12 protein-coding genes and 6 pseudogenes are annotated in these 20,816 nt (G+C 59.1%); 9 read left to right on the top strand and 9 right to left on the bottom strand.

Features of this window, described 5'->3' with window-relative positions; translation table 11 throughout:
- Positions 1 to 8: 8 nt before the first annotated feature.
- From VVS03_RS10925 to VVS03_RS10910, 4 genes are all read left to right on the top strand, one after another.
- Complete coding sequence (locus VVS03_RS10925) at positions 9 to 3,203, top strand: type I restriction endonuclease subunit R (protein ID WP_368534683.1); 3,195 nt, start codon at positions 9 to 11, stop codon at positions 3,201 to 3,203.
- Positions 3,204 to 3,205: 2 nt separating this feature from the next.
- Positions 3,206 to 3,778 (top strand): recombinase family protein, encoded by a 573-nt coding sequence (locus VVS03_RS10920; protein ID WP_368534682.1) that lies wholly within the window; start codon positions 3,206 to 3,208, stop codon positions 3,776 to 3,778.
- A gap of 934 nt (positions 3,779 to 4,712) precedes the next feature.
- On the top strand, positions 4,713 to 5,711 hold the full coding sequence (locus tag VVS03_RS10915) for a hypothetical protein (protein WP_368534681.1): 999 nt from the start codon (positions 4,713 to 4,715) through the stop codon (positions 5,709 to 5,711).
- Between the two features lie 29 nt (positions 5,712 to 5,740).
- On the top strand, positions 5,741 to 7,471 hold the full coding sequence (locus VVS03_RS10910) for a hypothetical protein (protein ID WP_368534680.1): 1,731 nt from the start codon (positions 5,741 to 5,743) through the stop codon (positions 7,469 to 7,471).
- Between the two features lie 466 nt (positions 7,472 to 7,937).
- Here VVS03_RS10910 and VVS03_RS10905 read toward each other — a convergent pair.
- Positions 7,938 to 9,128: pseudogene (locus VVS03_RS10905) on the bottom strand (ISL3 family transposase); the annotation flags it as partial.
- 91 nt (positions 9,129 to 9,219) lie between these two features.
- Here VVS03_RS10905 and VVS03_RS10900 point away from each other — a divergent pair.
- Together VVS03_RS10900 and VVS03_RS11335 are read left to right on the top strand one after the other, a co-directional pair.
- Positions 9,220 to 10,457, top strand: a protein-coding gene (locus VVS03_RS10900; RefSeq protein WP_368521645.1) for an IS3 family transposase whose coding sequence is annotated in 2 segments (ribosomal slippage) — positions 9,220 to 9,547 and positions 9,547 to 10,457 — 1,239 coding nt in all. Because the reading frame shifts where the segments join, the coding sequence is not laid out codon by codon here.
- 39 nt (positions 10,458 to 10,496) lie between these two features.
- Positions 10,497 to 10,853 (top strand): annotated as a pseudogene (locus VVS03_RS11335) (type IIL restriction-modification enzyme MmeI); the annotation flags it as partial.
- Between the two features lie 41 nt (positions 10,854 to 10,894).
- Here the strand turns inward: VVS03_RS11335 and VVS03_RS10885 are convergent.
- Positions 10,895 to 11,863, bottom strand: coding sequence for a hypothetical protein (locus VVS03_RS10885; RefSeq protein ID WP_368521716.1), 969 nt, complete (start codon positions 11,861 to 11,863; stop codon positions 10,895 to 10,897).
- Between the two features lie 389 nt (positions 11,864 to 12,252).
- Here VVS03_RS10885 and VVS03_RS10875 point away from each other — a divergent pair.
- Positions 12,253 to 13,253, top strand: a pseudogene (locus tag VVS03_RS10875) (IS3 family transposase); the annotation flags it as partial.
- Between the two features lie 23 nt (positions 13,254 to 13,276).
- Here the strand turns inward: VVS03_RS10875 and VVS03_RS10870 are convergent.
- A pseudogene (locus VVS03_RS10870) lies at positions 13,277 to 13,543 on the bottom strand (recombinase family protein); the annotation flags it as partial.
- A gap of 350 nt (positions 13,544 to 13,893) precedes the next feature.
- On the opposite strand from VVS03_RS10870, the gene VVS03_RS10865 reads away from it, so the two are divergent.
- Together VVS03_RS10865 and VVS03_RS10860 are read left to right on the top strand one after the other, a co-directional pair.
- On the top strand, positions 13,894 to 14,253 hold the full coding sequence (locus tag VVS03_RS10865; RefSeq protein ID WP_035106074.1) for a helix-turn-helix transcriptional regulator: 360 nt from the start codon (positions 13,894 to 13,896) through the stop codon (positions 14,251 to 14,253).
- The gene (locus tag VVS03_RS10860; protein WP_197418401.1) at positions 14,211 to 14,849 is read left to right on the top strand and encodes a cadmium resistance transporter; all 639 of its coding nucleotides are present in this window, start codon (positions 14,211 to 14,213) and stop codon (positions 14,847 to 14,849) included. Before VVS03_RS10865 ends, VVS03_RS10860 begins: the two co-directional genes overlap by 43 nt.
- A 202-nt stretch (positions 14,850 to 15,051) precedes the next feature.
- Here VVS03_RS10860 and VVS03_RS10855 read toward each other — a convergent pair.
- The 6 genes and pseudogenes from VVS03_RS10855 to VVS03_RS10830 form a co-directional block, all read right to left on the bottom strand.
- Positions 15,052 to 15,552: pseudogene (locus VVS03_RS10855) on the bottom strand (IS6 family transposase); the annotation flags it as partial.
- A 224-nt stretch (positions 15,553 to 15,776) separates the two neighbouring features.
- The gene (locus VVS03_RS10850) at positions 15,777 to 16,391 is read right to left on the bottom strand and encodes a YdhK family protein (protein ID WP_046453122.1); all 615 of its coding nucleotides are present in this window, start codon (positions 16,389 to 16,391) and stop codon (positions 15,777 to 15,779) included.
- 47 nt (positions 16,392 to 16,438) lie between these two features.
- On the bottom strand, positions 16,439 to 18,673 hold the full coding sequence (locus tag VVS03_RS10845; RefSeq protein WP_368521717.1) for a copper-translocating P-type ATPase: 2,235 nt from the start codon (positions 18,671 to 18,673) through the stop codon (positions 16,439 to 16,441).
- 51 nt (positions 18,674 to 18,724) lie between these two features.
- The gene (locus VVS03_RS10840) at positions 18,725 to 19,051 is read right to left on the bottom strand and encodes a heavy-metal-associated domain-containing protein (RefSeq protein WP_238801655.1); all 327 of its coding nucleotides are present in this window, start codon (positions 19,049 to 19,051) and stop codon (positions 18,725 to 18,727) included.
- Between the two features lie 111 nt (positions 19,052 to 19,162).
- The gene (locus VVS03_RS10835; RefSeq protein WP_368521718.1) at positions 19,163 to 20,290 is read right to left on the bottom strand and encodes a sensor histidine kinase; all 1,128 of its coding nucleotides are present in this window, start codon (positions 20,288 to 20,290) and stop codon (positions 19,163 to 19,165) included.
- Positions 20,287 to 20,816, bottom strand: a pseudogene (locus VVS03_RS10830) (winged helix-turn-helix domain-containing protein); the annotation flags it as partial. The gene VVS03_RS10835 and the pseudogene VVS03_RS10830, both read right to left, overlap by 4 nt.

Raw genomic sequence — 20,816 nt, 5'->3', positions numbered from 1 at the left:
GAGCTGTCATGACCACACCATTTCGTTCTGAGGCTGAGTTTGAGGCTGCGCTCATTAACCTGCTCACTCGCCACGGCTGGAGCAAGGAGCTGCTGCTCTTCCCGACAGAACAGCAGCTGATCGACAACTGGGCAGACATCCTCTATGCCAACAACCGGGGCCGTAACCTGCTAGGAGACGTGCCGCTTACCCAGGGCGAGATGGCGCAAATCATCGAGCAGGTCAACAACCTGCGTACGCCGCTGGCGCTCAACGAGTTCATCAACGGTCGCACCGTGACCATTACCCGAGATGCACCGCAGGCCCCCGACTTCGGCTCCGAGGTCAGCCTGAAAATCTACGACCGCCTAGAAATTGCCGGTGGCCAGTCGCGCTACCAGATTGCCGTCCAGCCGCGCTTCCAGACCGCCAATGAGCTGCTGCCGACCCGACGTGGCGACGTGATGCTGCTCATCAACGGTATGCCGGTCTTCCACATCGAGTTGAAGCGCTCAGGCGTGCCTGTCTCGCAAGGCGCCAACCAGGTAGCTAAGTACGCCCACGAGGGTGTCTACCAGGGCATCTTCTCTCTGGTGCAAATCTTTGTGGCGATGACCCCGGAGGAAACGCTCTACTTCGCCAACCCAGGGTCAGCAAAGTTCAACCCGGACTACTTCTTTCACTGGGCCGACTTCAACAACGAGCCGGTCAACCAGTGGGACGATATGGCACGTGCGCTGCTGTCCATTCCGATGGCGCACCAGCTCATCGGCTTCTACACCGTCGCTGACCGGGCCTCCGGCAACCTGTTGGTTATGCGTTCCTACCAGTACTATGCGGCCTCGCGTATCGCTGACCGCGTGGACCGTCACGCCTGGGACAGCGGTGACCAACTCGGCGGTTACGTCTGGCACACCACTGGCTCCGGCAAGACGATTACCAGCTTCAAGACCGCACAGCTTATCGCAGACTCCCACAACGCCGACAAGGTAGTGTTCCTCCTTGACCGTGTGGAGCTGGGCACGCAGTCGCTGGAGAACTACGTCAGCTACGGTGGCGACAGCATCGCGGTGGAAGATACTTCCAGTGCTGCCAATCTCACCACGCTGCTCAAAGACAAGCGCTCCACCCTCATCGTGACCTCGCTGCACAAGATGAGCAGGGTTAATGCTGATTCCGTCAAGAAAGCCGACCTAGACATCATCCGCTCCAAGCGTGTGGTGTTCATCGTCGATGAGGCACACCGCACCACCTTTGGTGACATGCTCGCCACCATTAAGCGCACTTTGCCGAACGCGCTGTTCTTTGGCTTCACCGGCACGCCCATCCACGGCGAGAACCAGAAGAAGCACTCCACCACGACCACGCTGTTTGGCAATGAGCTGCACCGCTACTCAATTGCCGACGGTATTCGCGACGGTAACGTCCTCGGCTTCGACCCGGAGATGGTGGAAACCTTCCGGGAGCATGATGTGCGCACTGTGGTTGCTCTCCAGGAGGCCAAGGCCACGTCCGTGGACGAGGCTCTGGCGGACCCCAAGAAGGCGGCTGTCTACTACAAGTTTATGGACAAGGACCAGGTCCCGATGGCCACTGTGTATGACACAGTGTACGAGACAGACACCGACAGTGGTACCAAGCGTGTCGCCAAGGGTATCGAAGACTACCTGCCTATCACTCAGTACCGTCACGACAACCACCGCCAGGCGGTTGCCAGCGACATCAACAAGCACTGGGCGCAGTTGAGTCGGGGCAGTATGTTCCATGCCATCCTGGCGACCTCCAGCATCCCTGAAGCAGTGGAGTACTACCGCATCTTCAAGGCGCAGTACCCGCACATTAAGGTCACGGCGCTGTTTGACCCTAACATCGACAACACTGGTGACAGCCAGCTGTTCAAGGAAGACGGTTTGCTGGAGATTCTGCGCGACTACAACGCCGCCTATGGCCAGCACTTCACTATGCCGACTCACGATGAGTTTAAGAAGGATGTTTCCAAGCGCCTGGCCCACAAGGCGCCCTACAACACCAAGGCCTTCCTCGATGATCGTAGCCAGCACATCGACCTCCTCATCGTGGTGGATCAGATGCTCACCGGCTTCGACTCCAAGTGGCTGAACACCCTCTACATGGACAAGGTTATCGAATACGAGTCCATTATCCAGGCCTTTTCACGCACCAACCGCATCTTCGGCCCGGAAAAGCCGTTCGGTTCCATCCGCTACTACCGCAAGCCACACACGATGAAGAACAACATCGACCGTGCGGTGAAGTTGTATTCAGGTGACAAGCCCTTCGGCCTGTTCGTGGACCACCTCGATGACCACCTCACCTCCATCAACGAGTGTTTCGCTACCATCGCGGCGCTGTTTACCGACCCGGAGACCGGCCAGCCGGACTATTCGCAGCTACCCGACGTTGAGGCAGACCAAGGCGAATTCGCCAAGACTTTCAACCGAATGTACCGGGAGCTTCAGGCCGCGCAGGTGCAGGGCTTCACCTGGGACAAGGACACCTACTACTTCGATGCCCTGCTGGAGCCTATCGTGGTGGAACTTTCCGAGGACACCTACACCACGCTGGTGACCCGTTACAAGGAGCTCGGCAAGGCAGGCGACGACTCAGAGCAGTCGCCTGAGGATGCACCCTTCGACATTGACGTGCACATCACTCACATCGACACCGACCGCATTGATGCCGAGTACCTCAACAGCAAGTTCAACAAGTACCTCAAGGCCCTCCAGGACGGCGTGCCGCAGGATGCGCTCGATGACCTGCTGGAACAGCTGCATGACAGCTTCGCCCGCCTGAGTCAGGATGACCAGCGCTACGCTAACCGCTGGCTGCACGACCTCCAAGCAGGTGACGTGACCCTGCAACCAGGCAAAACAGTGCACGACTACATCAACGAGTACCGCATCACTGAGCGCGACCGACAGCTGGTACGACTGCATGAATGTCTAGGTCTGGACATGGCGCAGCTGCGACGGATACTCGACGCCCGGCCCGCGGCGGCAACCATCAACGAGTACGGGCGTTTCGATGACCTAAAGGCATCAATTGACCTTGACCTGGCGGCGGCGTACTTCACGGAAGCCACCGGAGCAAGGGTGTCGAAGTTCAAGGTCCGTGCTCTGCTGGACAAGCTGCTACGCACGTACGTCATCGACGGCGTGTTGCCTGCCGACCTCAGTGTGACCGAGGAAGAACTGGCAGGTGCGTAGGCATGTTGATTGGATATGCGCGCGTCTCGACCTCGCGACAGGGGCAGTCGCTGGAAACGCAACGCAAGGCCCTCATCGACGCTGGTTGCGACCCTAAGCATATCTACAGCGACACCATTAGTGGTGCCAAGTGGTCTCGCCCCGGCCTTGATGATGCCCTCGCCTACATGAGGCCGGACGATACTTTGGTCGTGACCCGGTTAGACCGGCTGGGCCGCAACATGGTCGAAACCGTCACTACCATCTCCGACCTAGCTGACCGGGGCATCAATGTCCGGGTCCTTGAGCCTGCTCTGGACACATCACGTCCTGCGGATAAGGTGGTGGTCAACATCATGGCTTCTCTAGCTGAGTGGGAGCGTGACCTCCTTATTCAGCGCACTCGCGAGGGCGTCGCCCATGCCCGGGCACAGGGACGCGTTGCGGGGCCGAAGCCGAAGCTCAGTAAAGAGCAGAAGCAACAGGCTGCGCTATTGGTCGAGAACGGCCAGTCAGTGAGGTCGGTCGCCAGGTCCTTCAACGTCTCCCGGCAAACCATCTACAGGGCTATTCGTGAGGTGGACGATACTAAGTAAACGAGTCTGTGCGAAACGAAACCCCCAAATGGAAACACGGCGAGAAAGTGCACACCTGGCCCGTAAGGTGTTGGGCAGAAACGACCCGAACACCACTGATGACAGGAAGAATGTGGGTAGGTATTGGGCGATAGACGGGGGTAGAGCGTTATCGCTGTACAACGCTCGATTGCAAAATTTGCAAAAGAACGCATAATACCCACGTTCATTTTTAGTGCCTGACCTGGTGTGCCTGCGCAGTTCGTGGATAACTGAAATTATCCACGAACTGCGCAGGTCAGCGCGGGGGTGAACGCTTTTTTAGCCGGTTGCAACCGGCTAATCTGATGACGCCGACGAGGAAACCACGATCGAGATGAAAGGGGCGCGGTTATGGAGAATGCTGAAGCGACTCAGCAGGACCAAAAGGCAAACGTCTGTATTCCTGCCTCGCATTTTGGTCGGCGGCGTGTTCGTTGGGTACCTGAAGATTCGTATGTCAGGCTGGAGGTGCGGTTGCCCGCGCCAATGGTCAGACGGCTGACAATGTTGGCCAACGCTCGGGGCGCGTCGATTGCCCGAGTGGTGACGGACGAACTAGACCATTTAGTCGGTCACGAAGCCAAGTTAGGCTCTGAGGAGGACAACTAGTTTCGAACTTCCAGTGTCAAAACTGAAACAAAGCGCTGATCCTGCCAGATCGCGCTTTGTCAGTGCACGAAGGCCGTTGAGCCTCGTGCTGATATCCATTCAAAACCTTCCAGGGAATTAAACGGAGATGTGATTATCTTGTCATGCCTAAAAGCAAATAGCAATAGCGCCACCCCATCCAACGTTGTAAGCATGTGGGCGGTGAGCGCTCGTGGGTAGATTTACGGCTCTTGCAGCAGCAACGACCGTTCTCGAGAAGCCCACTTCCAGGGATTTTGTGCCCGGGGATGTGTCGACTGTCCCGGTGATTGGTCAGGCGTCACCGTCGCGGGTGCGCAAGTTGACTCGGCGTACGCTGCCGGATGAGGATCGCTATTTGCGGCTCAGGGAGGTGGGAATCCACCGCCCAGCGGGGCCTCTGCGGAGTGAAGCCATCGCCCGAGCAGCGCTTGTCCAGGCGCACACGCGTGTTCTTGATGAAATCGCTGATGCTAAGGCCACGCGCGTTGTAGCACGATATCTCTACGATGAAGCAATCGTTTATGGTGCTATTGACGAGGAGCGGGCGCTGACACGTGGTGCTGTTGATCGGTGGCTTTTCCGCGACGATCTTTTTAGCCGTAAGTCGCAGCGCACGTACCGTACGATCCTTTATGCTGCAGGTCGGACGCTGTACCCTCACGAATTCCCTGAACCGCATCGCCAACGAGGACCGCGACGCAAAGCGGTCCCCGCGGCGGAGCTTTCTCTGGAGGCTGAGCTCTACGCCGTCGCTGCGAACCTGCGTCCGGTGCTGCAGGCGCAGCTGCTGACGATTTTGGATCTCACCACCGGGGCAGGCCTGTCGTCCCAGGAGATCCGGCAACTACGTGGCAGTGACATTTCGCCCCTAGAGCTGGCCGAACACACCGCAGTCCAAATCGCGGTGCGAAAAAGGGGCGTTGTCTCTCGCGTAGTGCCGGTCGTGTGCCCCGTTCGAGGTCACCGACTTTTGACGCGGGCACGCGACGTCGGCAATGGTTTTGTGTTTCCGATTGTTGGCGATTCCATGCCTCGAAACGCCATCTGTCACGTCTCGGAAGAGCTTGTTGAGCAGGGGTTTCCTGGCTTTAATGCGGCTGCACTGCGCAACCGTTGGGTGGTAAGGCTGGCCTCTGATCCGGGGGTGCCGGCGGCGATGCTGATGAAACTGGCGGGCATTGCTGACCTGCGGGTTCTCCATGATCTGGAGGCGGACCTGCCCCAGTTTACGCCGGAGGATGAGGCGCGAGCCTTGCTGCGATCTGAGGGGGCGTACCTCTGATGACAGTAGTAATGCAAGACCAGAGAATGATGATTTCTCCCGATTACGTTGAGCACTGTGCTGCGGTTATTGAAAAATCGGGTGCGCACCAGATGATCGACTTTTGTTTTCACCAGGACCGTGGCGTGGGCGGACGGAAATCCACCGGCCCGAGGTATTCGATGCTGGGTGTACTCACCATTGGGCTAGCCTTGATTGGGATTCGGCGTGTGCCCTCGATGGCAGAAATCTGGCGCACCTTATGGACCCTAGAGCCTGCTCAACAGGCCCGGCTTGGGCTAGACCTTTCCTGTGGTGAGGGCTCGTATCGCGCTTTTGCCATGTGGCTGACCCGGAGGCTTGAGCCTCTTGACTCACTGCCGGATGCCCCTGCACGTCGTGTGAAGAATAGCGATCATCGCCGAATGATGGCAGCACGATCAATCGAACAAGAGGAAGCCTCTGAGGTTGCGTCCGAGAGACTCCATCAGGTTGTGAACGCGCTGGTAGCAGGCTCGATCCATGAGCAAGCACCCAAGGCGTATCGCGGCGACATCATCGCCGACGAAACCATCATCGACCTGGCAGGCCAGTCGACGGGACTAGGCAGCCGCGACACGAAACGCCGCGGCGCCGCCTACTCCGGTGCTTACTACATTCGCGATCGAGAGGATCACTCACTGCATTCCGAGCTAGGCAACCACAGGAGTACCAAAGGAGGCGTGGCCGTCGGCATTACTGCCGTATGCCGCGTCGGACCACCACGAGCCGTCTACTCGGTCGCCCCTGTGATAACCGGCATTTCCATCGATAAGCCAAGCTCCGGCTCGGTGCAGGGGCTGGCGCGGGCTATCCGATTTCATCAAGAAAACGGGTTTGACCAGCGCACTCAACGCGGTCGTTTGCCATTGCTGACCGTCGACATGGGCTATAACGTGAAAAAATTTTTCAACGACGAACTGCTCGCTGCAGGCTATGCCCCGGTTGTGCGCTATCCCAAAAACTGGAGAACAGTTTTCGCATCCGACACCGCAGCCGGGGATGAACCTGCTAGTGGACCATTGCAAATTGCAGGGGAGTTTTATTGCCCTGCTGCACGCGAAATCGCAGGCAACGGGAGGATCGTTCGCCGCACCATGGAACTGCTCGCCGAAGACGACGGTTTCGAGCGCCAGGATGCTCGGCTCGAAGCCTTATTCCCGTTGATCATGGGGACCAATTCGAGGCCTTATCGTGCACGCCAAGGTCGAGGTCGTCCTCGAAAGGATGAAGCCGATACCGAGCGGCCCGTGAAAATTGATTTGGTCTGCCCTGCAGTACAAGGACGGGTGCGATGCCCACTCAAACCGGCTTCGATGACACTCGCATCCGAAGACGCGCCGGAGATTTCACCGAGCTGGACTGCCGATCACTATAAATGCTGCGCAAAGTCAAGTATCACACATACGTTCACCTTTGAGCAGTGGAAACGCGCGCAATGGGGCCTCGTCCCCGGCTCCTGGGAACATGCGACGTATTACGAAGCAGCCCGCGCTATTACTGAGCAGCGTTTTTCAATCATGAAAAGCCCACATATCACCGGCATGGAATCTTTTAAAAGAGGCGTCCGGCGTGAGCCAATGCTCTACATCACGCTCGCCCTATGGGTGGCCTCGACGAACCTCGCGATCCAAGAGCAATTCGAGCGAAAAACCGCAAGCCAAGACTCCATGACACGACGACTCCGGATGGTTCGTGAAGACACCGGCCGCGACCTTGCCAAAGTCCCGCCCCGGACTTAAATGTCTGGGAAATAGTCTGAAACAAATGTTCTAATGCTCACCTGGCCCTTTCTAGGTGAGCATTTTCCATGTCCCCTCTTTGTGCTAGGCACTCTCGCCGACCGGTGAGGTGGCGATTCTAGGGCCGTATTTGGGCCACTAAGGGCGAGGGTGTGGGCGCAATTAATTCCCGGGAGATAACATAAGTGCTGCTCGGGAGCCGCTTTTTGAAAAGTCGCGGTGAGCAGCCAACGTGACCATCACACAGCGAGCAGTTGAACAAACTGCACCACCGGAAGTAACAAACTCGAAAGGGTATGTTACCTCCGGTTTCTTTCGTTTTCCGGTTTTTAAGGGCCGAGGATTGCACGTGTGAGGATTTAGGGTGTGAATCCCACTGTCGTGGGTTTGATGGAGTAGTCGATGTTGCGGAAGCCATAGCATGAGTTGTTTTCCGCGGAGCATGGGATTAACGGCTCTTCCGGTTTTAGAGTGCATTGATTTTGTGTCGGATGTTGGCGGCGTGGATCAGGCACCGCAATATGTAGTGGTCGAGGTTGCGGAATCCCAGGGCGATGCCGCGTAGGAATTCCAACCGACCGTTAATCGCTTCCACAGGTCCGTTGGATACTCCGTGGTCGAAGTAGGCGAGGATGTCCTTGCGGCGCTTGTTCATGGTCCTGCCTAGCGGCGCGATCTCAGCGATCCCGGCGTCTTTGATGTCAACAAGCGTGTCAATGAGCGTGCTCATGGCTTTCTTGGCTGCTTGCTTGTTGGGATTGTTGTAGCAGCTTATGACTTGTTGGTAGTAGGTCCAGGTCTCTTGTAGCGGCGCGTAGTCGTCGTCGAAGTCAAACAGTTCCTCAAGCCTCCCGCGCTGCTTGTCGGTGAGTAGGCGCTCGGTGGTCAACAGTGTTTTCCGGTTGCGGTAGAGCGGGTCTTTGCTGCGGCCACGTCGGCCTGTTGTTTCTAACTGGAGCCTGGTGCGGCACTTGGTGAGCTTGTCACCGGCCAGGCGTACAACGTGGAACGGGTCCATGACTTGGGTGGCGTTGGGAATGACTTCGCCAGCGGCGGTGGCATAGCCTTGGAAGCCGTCCATGCTGATGATTTTGACCTGATCGCGGAACTGCTCGCTGTGATTATTCAGCCATGTTCGTAACGCGTCAGCGCTTCTGCCTGGGACAACGTCAAGAAGCCGAGCGGGGCGGATGACGTTTCCATCCTTGTCGTGGTGGTCGGTCATATCAACGATGACGGTGACGTATCCGTCGCGCCATGTGCGTCGGTTGTGCGACCAGCGATGCTCATCAACACCGATGACCTTGACCCCGTCGAGGTAGTGCTCGTCGTTGTAGATCAAGTCCTGGACAGCGGCTAAGGCCAAGGCGTTGGTGGTATCCCACCCCAGGCCTAATGACTTGGCTGCAGCGGCAACGCTCATCCGATCTAGGCAGAGTCGTTGCAGGATCCAGCGGGTCACCCTGTCCGTGGTCTTTGAATTGTCGGGCGCGCAGGTAAGGCCCGCGCGGAAGATCTTCTGCAAGCAGCGCTTGTTGGTGCACCGGTAGCGTGGAAGGCGCACATGAAGGCGTGTTGGGTGGCCGACGATAGGCAGATCGACCAGGCTGCGGATGACATGGTCGCGGAATACTCCAGGCTGCCCGCACGTGGGGCATTCATTGATGGGCTCGACGGGGGACCTGACCCCCAGATGGTGGACACCTTGAAACCAGCATCTCGCTGGGGAAGTGAGGTACCTTTCCACCATGCCACGCAAGACCTACACCGAGCAGTTCAAGCGCGACGCAGTCTCGTTGTACGAGTCGACCCCCGGAGCAACGCTCAACGCGATCGCCTCCGATCTCGGGGTCAACCGCAACTCCCTGCGCACCTGGCTCGACGCCTTCGGCACCGGCACCAAGACCAACGCCAACGGTGAAAAAGTCGCCAGCCCCATTGCCGCAGCCAACAGCGCACGCACGCCTGCTGAAGGACTCTCCGACGCCGAACGCATCCGCGTGCTGGAACGCGAAAACGCCAAGCTCCGGGAGGAACGAGAGATCCTCCGCAAGGCGGCCAAATATTTCGCGGAAGAGACGAACTGGTGAACCGCTTCCGGTTCGTTGATGACAACCGAGGCCTCTACGAGGTCAAGCGGTTATGTGAGGTTTTGAAGATCAACCGGTCCTCGTATTACAAATGGAAATCAGCTGCTTCTGCCCGTCGGCGACGCGTCCTTGACGACGCGGTGCTGGGAGCGAGGATCAAGGCCGTGTTCACGGCCGAGAACGGTTGTTACGGGGCGAAACGCGTGACGGCGGCCATCAATTCCGATCCAGCCAACGACGACCTTTTCAATCACAAGCGCACCGCCAGGTTGATGCGCCAGATGGGCCTGTTCGGCTACACCAAAAAACGCCGGGTGAAGACCACCGTGTCTGCGAAACGGGCTCCGAAGGTGCCCGACCTGCTGAAACGCCGGTTCATCGCGGAGAAACCGAACACCATCTACGTCGGCGATATCACGTACCTGCCGATCGCGGACGGGTCGAATATGTACCTGGCCACCGTCATCGACTGCTATTCGCGGCAGTTGACCGGTTTCGCGATCGCTGACCACATGCGCACGGAGTTGGTCGAAGAAGCTCTCACGATGGCCCACGGGGTCCGAGGCAACCTTGACGGGGCGATTTTCCACTCCGATCATGGCAGCGTCTATACCTCTGGGCGATACCGGAAGCTGTGTGAACGATTCGGTGTCACCCAGTCGATGGGAGCAATCGAAACGAGCGCGGACAACTCGTTGGCGGAGTCGTTCAACGCCACGCTGAAACGGGAAGTCCTCCAGGACGAGTCCGTTTTCCCAAGTCAGCTCGCATGTCGTCGGGACGTGTTCCGGTGGTGCACGCACTACAACACCACGCGCTTGCACTCGTGGTGCGGCTACCGCTCGCCGAACGCCTTCGAAGCCACCGGATCAGCTACACTTACTATCGCATCTTAATTAAATCCCCGTGTCCACTTTCCGGGGTTCGGGCCCTTCATTTCTTCATCGATGTTCATCATTTGGCAAAGAACTGTAGGCGGAAGAATCAAATCGGATTATCGTTTCTCCAGCACCCTGACGTGGAATACATTCCCTGTCCCAGAACTCGATGAAGCTACTTAGAAGCGCATCATCAAGGCTGGGCAGAAAGTCCTCGATGCGCGGGCATTACATCCAGAGCGCTCGCTAGCTGAGCACTATAACCCGCTGGCCATGGCACCACAACTGGTGAAGGCGCATGACGTGCTCGACCGGGAAGTGGATAAAGCAATGGGAGCGCCTCGCAAGCTCACTTCGGAGCGCCAACGCCTAGAGATTCTGTTCGCCAACTATGCGCGGCTTATAAGAGGTTAATTATCTAGTTTGACGGGGATTTAAATGAGACGCTTGGGGGTTTATACATAGATAGCGATAGGCAATACGGTGATTGAAGGTCCTTCTACACTTGTCTTGAAATCGAGATCCAGCAGTTGGTGAGTGTCTGCCTCTTCGGCTAAAGGGCGGAGGATTTCATCTAGAGCTTCCACCTGCAGTCGGCTAAGCAGTTTGTTTCTCTCCAGGATTGGGACATTCTCTCGAATAGGGGAAATGACTTTGCCCAGAACGGTAAATCTTCCATCTAGTAGCCGATCGAAATCTTTGGATTTGAAATACTCCTTTTCGCAGACGGTAACAGCGGTCAGCGAGTGTTGGCCTGCCCCAATTGAGGCATAGAATTCTTTAGTTTCGGAACCGCGGAAATCCATTCTTATAGCAGAGGTAATGTCTGCTGCAAGTGCCGCCTGGTTCTCCGCCCTAGCGTCATAGATTTCTCTAATACCGCTGATCTTCTCTACTGGGATCTGGGTATCTGCATTAGAAGCTTGCTCTCTAAGGGTGTCTATCTCTTCAAGCCCTTTGGAGCGGTGGATATATCGAGTTATAGCCGCAGTTAACTCAGGGGTAAGGATATCGAGGATGGCGTTAGCCTCGTTAGCTTCAAAGCTAGCCTCAAATTCAATAAAATCTCCCACTTGGAGTTCCGAGGCGCTTTCTGAGTTTTCTACCCGAGTTATTAGCTCCTGCCGTCGAAGTTCGGATCGGGCTTGGTCTAGAAAAAATTCTTGGGAATAAACGAATTTTTGGTGGCGGGTTGTAGCGACTTCCTCACTATTTGATTGAGAGTGTGTATAGCTCCCTTGTGCACCGAGGTTGATTAGCCAGGGAAACACGTTAGCTTTTGCGGCAATTGCGGCCTGTTTCTCGGACCCGTCGCCTTTCCCTGTGGTCGAATTGTTTTCGAACTCGGTAGCTTCCAGTAGTCCTGCTTTGTAAATCTCTTGGATGATGCCAGAGACGAAATCTGCGTTTTGGTAAATGACCACAGTTGGGAGGGAGGGGGTGAGATGTGGGGGATGACTATCCATGTACTAGGCCTATCACATGGGGAAGGCCTGCTTTTTTAGAAACGCAGTGAGGGCAGAAACCGTTCCCCAATTCACTCGCCCTCTGGGGTCTGACAATGAAGATCATCAGATGTCTTATGAAGCGTCCTGGGTTTAGTTCCGCTTCTTCTACTACCCCCAAGGCCCGTGGACGTCAGTGGGGGAAGTTGAGTTGGCGACCTTGCGGTGGGTGCATTGGTAAAACACCAAGCGTCTTCACGAAGCGTTGGACTACGCCACCCCGCAGGAAGTAGAAATCGAGTACCATCGCACCCAGCCCGTCAATACGGGGTAGTAGAAGAAGCGGAACTAAACCCAGGACGCTTCAGCGCCGTGAAAACCGCGAACTAAAACGAGCAAACGGGATTCTTAAGACAGCTTCGGCTTTTTTCGCAGCGGAACTCGACCGACCCACGACCAAATGATCTCCTACATCGACGCGTACAAAGATCAGTTTGGGGTCGAGGCCATCTGCAGAGTTCTAAAACAGGCAGATCGTGGATTCATCACCTCTCGTGGCTACCGCAAGGCGACCACTCGTGTTCCCAGCGCAAGGACCTTAAGCGATAGCCTGCTTATCCCAGAGATACAGCGTGTGCATGCGGAGAATTTCTCGGTCTACGGCATCCGCAAAATGTGGCACGCGATGAACCGTGAAGGCTTTCATATCGGCCGCGATAAGACTGCACGACTGATGAAGCTAGCAGGTGTTTCCGGCCGCCGACGTGGGCGAACCCCTGTGACAACGATTAGCCCGAAGACACCGGATCATCGCCCGGACCTTGTGTGCCGAAACTTCCGTGCGCAGGCACCAGGCAGGTTGTGGGTTGCCGACATTACCTACGTTCGCACCCTGTCAGGATTCGCCTATACCGCGTTTGTCGTGGATGTATTCAGCCGAAAAATTGTTGGTGTTGCTACACGCTCGACGATGCGTACCGATGCGCTGCCCATGGAGGCTTTGGAGCATGCGTTAACGACTGCAGGACGAATCCATGGAAACCAGTTAATTCACCATAGTGATCGGGGCAGCCAGTATGTGTCACTGAAGTATTCCACTGCGCTAGCGGAATCCGGAATCCGTCCGAGTGTGGGAACAGTCGGCGATTCTTATGACAATGCTCTAGCCGAAACAGTCAATGGTCTCTACAAGGCTGAACTGATTCATGCCCGGGGCCCGTGGACGTCGGTCGGAGAAGTCGAATTGGCCACCTTGCGGTGGGTGCATTGGTGGAACACCAAGCGGCTTCATGAAGCTTTGGACTACGCTACCCCACAGGAAGTAGAAACCGAGTACTATCTCACCCAGCCCATCAACACAGGGCCGTAAAAGAAGCGGAACTAAACCCAGGACGCTTCAGTGCGCACCCCTACCCCACGCTCCTGAAGGTCATGGATCAGGTTGAGAGTGTCACGGACGGTGCGGCCCAGCCGGTCGAGGGTGTGGACGACAATGACATCTCCCGCGCGGGCTTGCTGGAGTCCGGGCCGATTCGTGGTGGATCCGGATTTCTTGTCGACGTAGATGTATTTATCCGCAACATCTTCTTTACGGAGCGCGTCGATCTGACGGTCGAGGTCTTGTTTTGCGGTGGAAACCCGGGCGTTACCAATATCCATGACCCACAGCGTGCCGGAAGTCTATTCTGCAGCAGGTTTTGCGAGTCAATTCGTTGGAATAGCTTGTGGAACAGTCCTCTCCTGGGGCTGTGTATTTTCAATTGGTTTCATTAAGGGTGTCTCACTTCCTTGGAAGTGGGACACCCTGATCGGTACGTGGGCCGCCACTGGCCTGGGCCGGAAGCTGCCGGCAATAGCCCTCACCTTTAAATCACGTCGGGAACACCGCCAACTAGGCGGCCGCTTCCTTCCTGCGCAGTGAAGGCCTCAGCCTGAAAGTGCAGACGACCTCTAGCAACAACGCCATCCCATGTTGAAGTTAGTTCAGCAACAACTGTATAGTTCAGCACATGCTGACTATTGCTTCTCGACTAGACGTGATGAACCGGTTGGGTCGGGCCATGGCGGATCCGACTCGTTCCCGCATTCTCCTGGCGCTGCTGGAGGGACCGGCCTACCCGGCCGCTCTCGCCCAGGATCTGGAACTGACGCGCTCGAACGTGTCGAACCATCTCGCTTGCCTGAGGGACTGCGGAATTGTTGTCGCCGAACCGCAGGGGCGACAGACCCGCTACGAGATCGTTGATGCTCATCTGGCGCAGGCGTTGAACGCGTTGCTGGATACCACCCTGGCCGTCGATGACAACGTCGAATGCATCGACGCCGGATGCGCCGTACCTGGGTGTGTCACTGGACAGGAGAGTGCGTAGTGGTAACCGGTCTACTGTCGGCGATTGGTCTGTTTATCGCCACCAATATCGACGACATCATTGTGCTCTCGCTGTTTTTTGCCCGCGGGGCGGGGCAAAAAGGGACCACGCTTCGGATTCTGGCTGGGCAGTACCTCGGCTTCATGGGCATCCTCGCGGCCGCAGTCCTGGTCATGCTGGGGGCAGGAGCATTCCTACCTGCTGAGGCGATCCCGTACTTCGGACTAATTCCCCTGGCCCTGGGACTATGGGCGGCCTGGCAGGCTTGGCGAAGCGATGATGACGACGATGATGATGCGAAGATCGCCGGGAAAAAGGTGGGTGTGATGACCGTCGCCGGTGTGACGTTTGCCAACGGTGGCGACAATATCGGCGTCTACGTTCCGGTCTTCCTCAACGTGGACACTGCCGACGTCATCATCTACTGCATCGTTTTCCTCGTCCTGGTGGCAGGCCTGGTCCTGCTGGCAAAGTTCGTGGCCACCCGCCCGCCCATCGCAGAAGTCCTTGAGCGCTGGGAGCACGTGCTGTTCCCGATCGTCCTGATCGGCCTGGGCATCTTCATCCTCATCAGCGGCGGCGCCTTCGGCCTCTAATAAGCCCATCCCGAGTGAACTGACCCCCATTTTCTGGACTGGGTTAATTCTAAATGGTTAGGGTCTTTGCGGGGGCCTGGTTCCGATACTGCATCGGGGCCAGGCCCTTGAATCGTTCTTGGAGGGTGCTGTTGCAAAGTTGGGCGGAGAGCAGCGAAGACTCAGTTTCTCATCCCCTGATGACCGCTGCGTGTGGGCGTTGTTAGGCCGTCTCGAAGACTCGATTGACGATCACCGCGTCTGGGTTCGGTTGCCCGTGAGGGCAAACATCGTGCCTTGCCCTTTCCGCAAGGAGTGCATCGCCTCCATCCCTTTCAACGTCCGATATGCAGATGTCCGGTTCTTAAACGCGCCTTTCGGCCCGAGGATCCGCTTCAGCCGACCATGGTCGCCTTCCAGGATGTTGTTGAGGTATTTCACCTGCCGGTGTTCCGCTGTTGGCGGGCAGATTCCCTCGGACTTCCACTCGGCGATTGCCCTGGCTAGGGAGGGTGCTTTATCTGTGTTGATCACTCTGGGATACCCGGCTGACGCATTGGATCTGACGGCCTTGGCCAGGAAACGCTTCGCTGCGGCCACGTTCCGCTTCGGAGAGAGGTAAAAAGTCCAGGGTCTGGCCACCGGCGGCGATCCCCCGATAGAGGTAGCACCACCTGCCGCCGACCCGGATATAGGTTTCATCCACCCGCCAGGAACTGGCCTGTGGGCAGAGACAAAGCCCTGGAATGAACTCCTGTCACCAGGGTCATTCCAGGGCATATTTCCCCTGACTAAGAGAAGCAGTGACACAGAAGGCCTACCTCAGCGTGGGCCCTGTGGGCGTGCAGGTTCCGTGTGTGGCTGGTGTGCTGTGGCATGGTCGGCAGCGATTGATGACCGACCTTGGAGCGGGTGCCTTGTCTGGTCTCGCGGTTCAGGGTGGGTGGACTATTCGGCGGGTTGGATCTCGCTCTCGGTGACCCACTTGTGGTTGGTCATCGTCATCCCGTCGACGGTGATATCAACCATGTAGACCGTCTCCTCGGTGGAGTAATCGATGGTGGCCTCAGCACCCTTCATGCCGGACATGTGCTCGGCATCTAGGACAACGCTCGCCCCGTCGGGCAGGGGGGCCTGACCCGGATCGACGAGCTCCTCATGGACGACCCAGCGGTGGTCGGTAACCGGGGCCCCACCCTCGGTGGGGGTGTAGCTGACCGAATAGGTCGTGGTATCAAACGCCCCGGAAATGGTGGCGGTGGCCCCATCCATGCCGGGCATGTGGTCAGCGGTGAGGATGACCTCGGTGCCCACCGGGTACGTGGGATCCTCGGCCTCTTCAATGCCTGCCGGCGGTGCCCCGCCGTCGGCAGGGTGGTCGTGCCCGCCGTGCTCTTCGTCGGCAGTGGTGGAGTCTTCCTGGTGGGTCTCGTGGGTCTCTGCGGTTGCCGTCGTGGTGCTGGTGGTGTCGGCATCGTCGGAGTTGTCGGCGGCGTCGCTGCAGGCGGTCAGCGCCAGGGTGGAGGTCAGTACCAAGGCGGCGAGGGTAATGCTGCGTTTCATGAGTGTTCCTTTCAAAGGTGGTGTGAGTTAGGAGTCGAGGGACAAGGTCAGTCAGTAACGGTTACGGGGGATATCGACTCACTGTGTTCTTCCTTCCCGTCGGTCGGAGCCAGGTGAGCCGGCTCCAGATCAATGCGGCGCAACAGCTGGGCGTTCAGGGCCACCACGATGGTCGAGGCAGACATCAAGATCGCGCCCACGGCCGGGGACAGCACGAACCCGATCGAGGCGAGCACTCCGGCGGCCAGCGGCACGGCGAGGATGTTGTAGCCAGAGGCCCAGATCAGGTTCTGGATCATCTTGCGGTAGCTGGCCTGGGACAGCTCAATCATCGACAGCACTGCCCGCGGGTCATCACTGGCTAAAACCACCCCGGCAGATTCCATGGCCACATCCGTGCCGGCACCGATGGCGATACCGACCTCCGCGCGGGTCAGAGCGGGGGCGTCATTGACACCATCACCGACCATGGCCACGCTCAGGCCACGCTCCTGTAACTGGGTGACCTTGGTGTCCTTGTCCTGGGGCAGGACCTCGGCGAAGACTTCATCGATCCCCAGGTCCTTGCTCACTGCCTGGGCCACCTGCTGCGCGTCACCGGTGATCATCGCGACCTTCACCCCGCGGTCCTGCAGGGCTTTGACGGCGGCGCGGGATTCGGGGCGGATCTTGTCCTCGACGGCCACGGCACCGATGATCTGACCGTCGCGGACAATATGGAGCACGCCGGCCCCACGCCCGGTCCAGGCGCTGGTGGTGTCGGTGAGCTCGGCCGGGGTGGTGAGGTTGAACTCGCGCAGCATGTTCGGCCCACCCACGAGGATCTCAGCGCCATCGACAGTGGCCCGGACCCCGCGGCCGGAGGCGGCGGTGAAACCGGTTGCGCGCAGTGGGCGGCGTGAGGCCTCCGGGTGTGCGGCCGCGGCAGCCACGATGGCGCGGGCCACGGGGTGTTCACTATCGGCCTCGGCGGCGGCGGCCAGGGCCAGCAGGTGCCCTTCCGAAGTACCGGGCACCGGGGCGACACCGGTGACCGCGTGCGCACCCTCGGTCAGGGTGCCGGTTTTGTCGAAGAGCACCACGTCGATGGTGCGCATCCGCTCGAGCGCCATCCGGTCCTTGATGAGCACCCCGGATTTCGCGGCCCGCTCGCTGGAGATCGCAATGACCAGAGGAATCGCCAGGCCCAGGGCGTGCGGACAGGCGATGACTAGCACCGTAACCGTGCGCACCACGGCATCGTCTGGGCTGCCGATGGTGGTCCACACCACCGCGGTGATCAGAGCGGAGATCAGCGCGAACCAGAACAACAACGCTGCCGCCCGATCCGCCAGGGCCTGGGCCCGGGAGGAGGACTCCTGGGCGTCGGCAACCATGCGTTGGATCCCGGCCAGGGCGGTGTCCCCGCCGGTAGCCTCCACCCGGATGCGGACGGTGTTGTCGGTGGCCACGGTACCGGCGACCACCTTGTCACCGGTGTCGCGGAAGACGGGACGGGATTCGCCAGTGATCATCGCCTCATCGAATTCGGCGGCTCCGTCGAGGATGGTTCCGTCGGCCGGCACTCGGGCACCGGCCCTCACCAGCACGACGTCGTCGACGACCAGCTCGGAGATGGCCACGGTGCGGGTAGTCCCGTCGATGACTTTCTCGGCCTCATCCGGCAGCAGGGCAGCCAGCGCGTCAAGCGCGGAGGACGCGGCCCCGAGAGCGCGCATCTCCAGCCAGTGCCCCAGCAGCATGATGGTCACCAGCAGGGCCAGCTCCCACCAGAAGTCCAGCTCAAAACCGCCCAGCCCCAGAGTGGTGACCCAGGAGGCCACAAACGCCACGGTGATGGCCATGGCGATCAGGAGCATCATCCCGGGTTGGCGGGATTTCAGTTCTTTCCATCCGCCCTTGAGGAAAGGCATTCCGCCGTAGACGAAGATGATCGTGCCCAGCACCGGGGGGATCCAGGTGGAACCAGGGAATGCCGGGAGGTGGTAGCCGAGCAGGTGGGCGACCATGGGACTGAAAATAACGACGGGAATGGACAGAATCAGCGACCACCAGAAGCGGCCCCGAAACATTGCGGTGCTGTGTCCGGCGTGTTCGCCGTGACCATGAACGTGGTGGTCTTCGTCCAGGGCGGAGTGAGGGTGATCGTGGGGCATCGCCTGGCCGTGGGAGTCGGCATCTGCGTGGTGTTCATGGCTGGCATGATCCGGGTGGTGGGTGTGGTCTGTTTCCGGAGCGGGGTGATCACCATGGTGATCACCGGAATGGTGGGGAGTGCTCATGACGTTCCTTTCGCTCAACCCGGTCGGGGTCGAGATGATGGGTAAAACCGATCAGGATAAGACGGTGTAGCCGGCCTCCTCGATGGCCCGGCGAACCATCTCCGGAGGTACGACACCGGTGACCGTGACGGTGGAAACACCACCAGCAGCGAGATCAATCTGGACGTCGTCGACCTGGGGGAGGGTCTGAAGGGCCTGGGTCACGCTTTTCGCGCAGTGCCCGCAGGTCAGGCCGGTGACCTGGTAGCTAGGGGAGGACCCTCCTGCTGACGAGTCGCTGGCGGCAGGGATGGAGGCGGTGTCGGCACGTGAGGCAGGTCCGCAACAGCTGCAGCCGTGGGAGGCCATCGGCAAGAGGCGGGGCGGGGAGGTGATCATGGGAAAGCTCCTACGAGTCGGTGGGATGCGGTGATGTCACTCTAGCGTATACCCCCCGGGGGTATATTTTCAATGGGTGGGGGCGCGGCTCTCACGCGGCGCAGGGTGTGGTCATCGAGCAGCCTCCTCACTGTCGGGAGGGGACAGCGGGAGGCGGAGGGCAAACACCGCTCCGCGACCGGGTCCGGGGGAGGTGGCGGTGAGAGTGCCACCGTGGGCCTCGATCAATGCCTTGGAGATGGTCAGACCGATACCGGACCCGCCGTCGTCCCGGCTGCGGGCGGCATCCCCCCGGTAGAAGCGTTCGAAGATGTGTCTGAGCTGGTCAGGTGGGATGCCCTCGCCGTCATCGGCGACGTGGATGAGCGCGGTGGACGCCCCCTGTCGGTGGACGCTGATCCGGACCTGCCCGCCAGCCGGGGTGTGCCGTAGCGCGTTCGACAGCAGATTGCTTATCACCTGGCCGAAGCGTTGCCGGTCCACGAACACCCGGGCGGTGTCTGTAATGGTCTCGACCTGTAAATCGACGCCTTTGTCAGCATAAGCTTCCCCCGCGGCAGCAGCGGCGGTATGGAGCAGATCCCCGAGCCCTTCCTCCGCCAGGTCCAAATCGATCCGGCGTTCCTGGGCCCGGGAGACATCGTCGATGTCTTCCATCAACCGGGTCAGGCGGGTGAGTTGGTCAGCCATGATCGTGTGGGTGGCATTATTCCAGTCCACGACCCCGTCCTGGAGACCATCGAGGTAGACCGTGAGCACCGATAAGGGGGTGCCCATTTCGTGGGCCAGATCAGAGAGCATCTGGCGGCGGACCTGTTCGGTGTGTTCCAGCCGGTCGGCCATGGTGTTGAAGGCATGCGCCAGGGTGGTGACCTCGGGGCCTGCTTTTCCGGTGGGCACGCGGATACGGGAGTTGCCGGCCGTCAGGCTGGTAGCGGCGCGGGTGAGATTCTGCAGGGGGGTGCGCAGACGACGCGATAGCCACAGGCTGGCCAGCAGGGCGCTGATCAAGGCGGTGGGCAGGGCGACGACCAGGGTGATCAGGTTGGCGCCCCGGTAGGCCTGCTCGGCATGGAACAGCTCCAGCGAGGGGTCCTCCCGGCCGGTCATCAACATATGATCATGGAATAGGGTCGGGCCCACCATCGTGGCCACGGCCGCGGCCACCAGCAGGCTAATCACCACGACCAACACCTGGGCGGCCAGGAAGCGGAAGGTCAGGCCGGGTCCGTGATTCATGGCAGCCCCACCCGGTAGCCCACGCCACGCACGGTGTCGATAAACCCCCGGCCCTGGGTGTCGGTGCCGAGCTTGCGACGCAAGTTGCCGATGTGGACATCGACGATGCGTTCATCACCGACCCAGGTGGTGTCCCAGACCTCGGTGACCAGGTCGTGGCGGGTCAGCACCTAGCCGGGGCGCAGGGCCAGGGCAACCAGCAGCTCGAACTCCGTGCGGGTGAGCTCCACGGTCGTCTCCCCCACCCGCACCTGATGGGCGACGGGGTCAAGGATGAGGTCACCGACGATCAAGGGGGTGGTCACCTGCGGTGGGGTGGTGCTGGTGCGTGGGCGGCGCAGCACCGCATGCACCCGGGTCACCAGTTCCCGGATGCTAAAAGGTTTGGTGATGTAGTCATCCGCCCCCAAGGTCAATCCGCTGATCTTATCGTCCTCGCTGCCACGCGCGGTGAGCATGAGGATGTAGCAGTCCGAGAAGGTGCGGATCCGTCGGCACACCTCCAGGCCGTCGAGTTCGGGCAGCC

The sequence above is a fragment of the Corynebacterium sp. LK2537 genome (genome assembly GCF_040946485.1).
GTDB lineage: Bacteria > Actinomycetota > Actinomycetes > Mycobacteriales > Mycobacteriaceae > Corynebacterium.
Note: the sequence above shows the minus strand (reverse complement) of the source record. Positions and strands in the feature narration are given on the sequence as shown.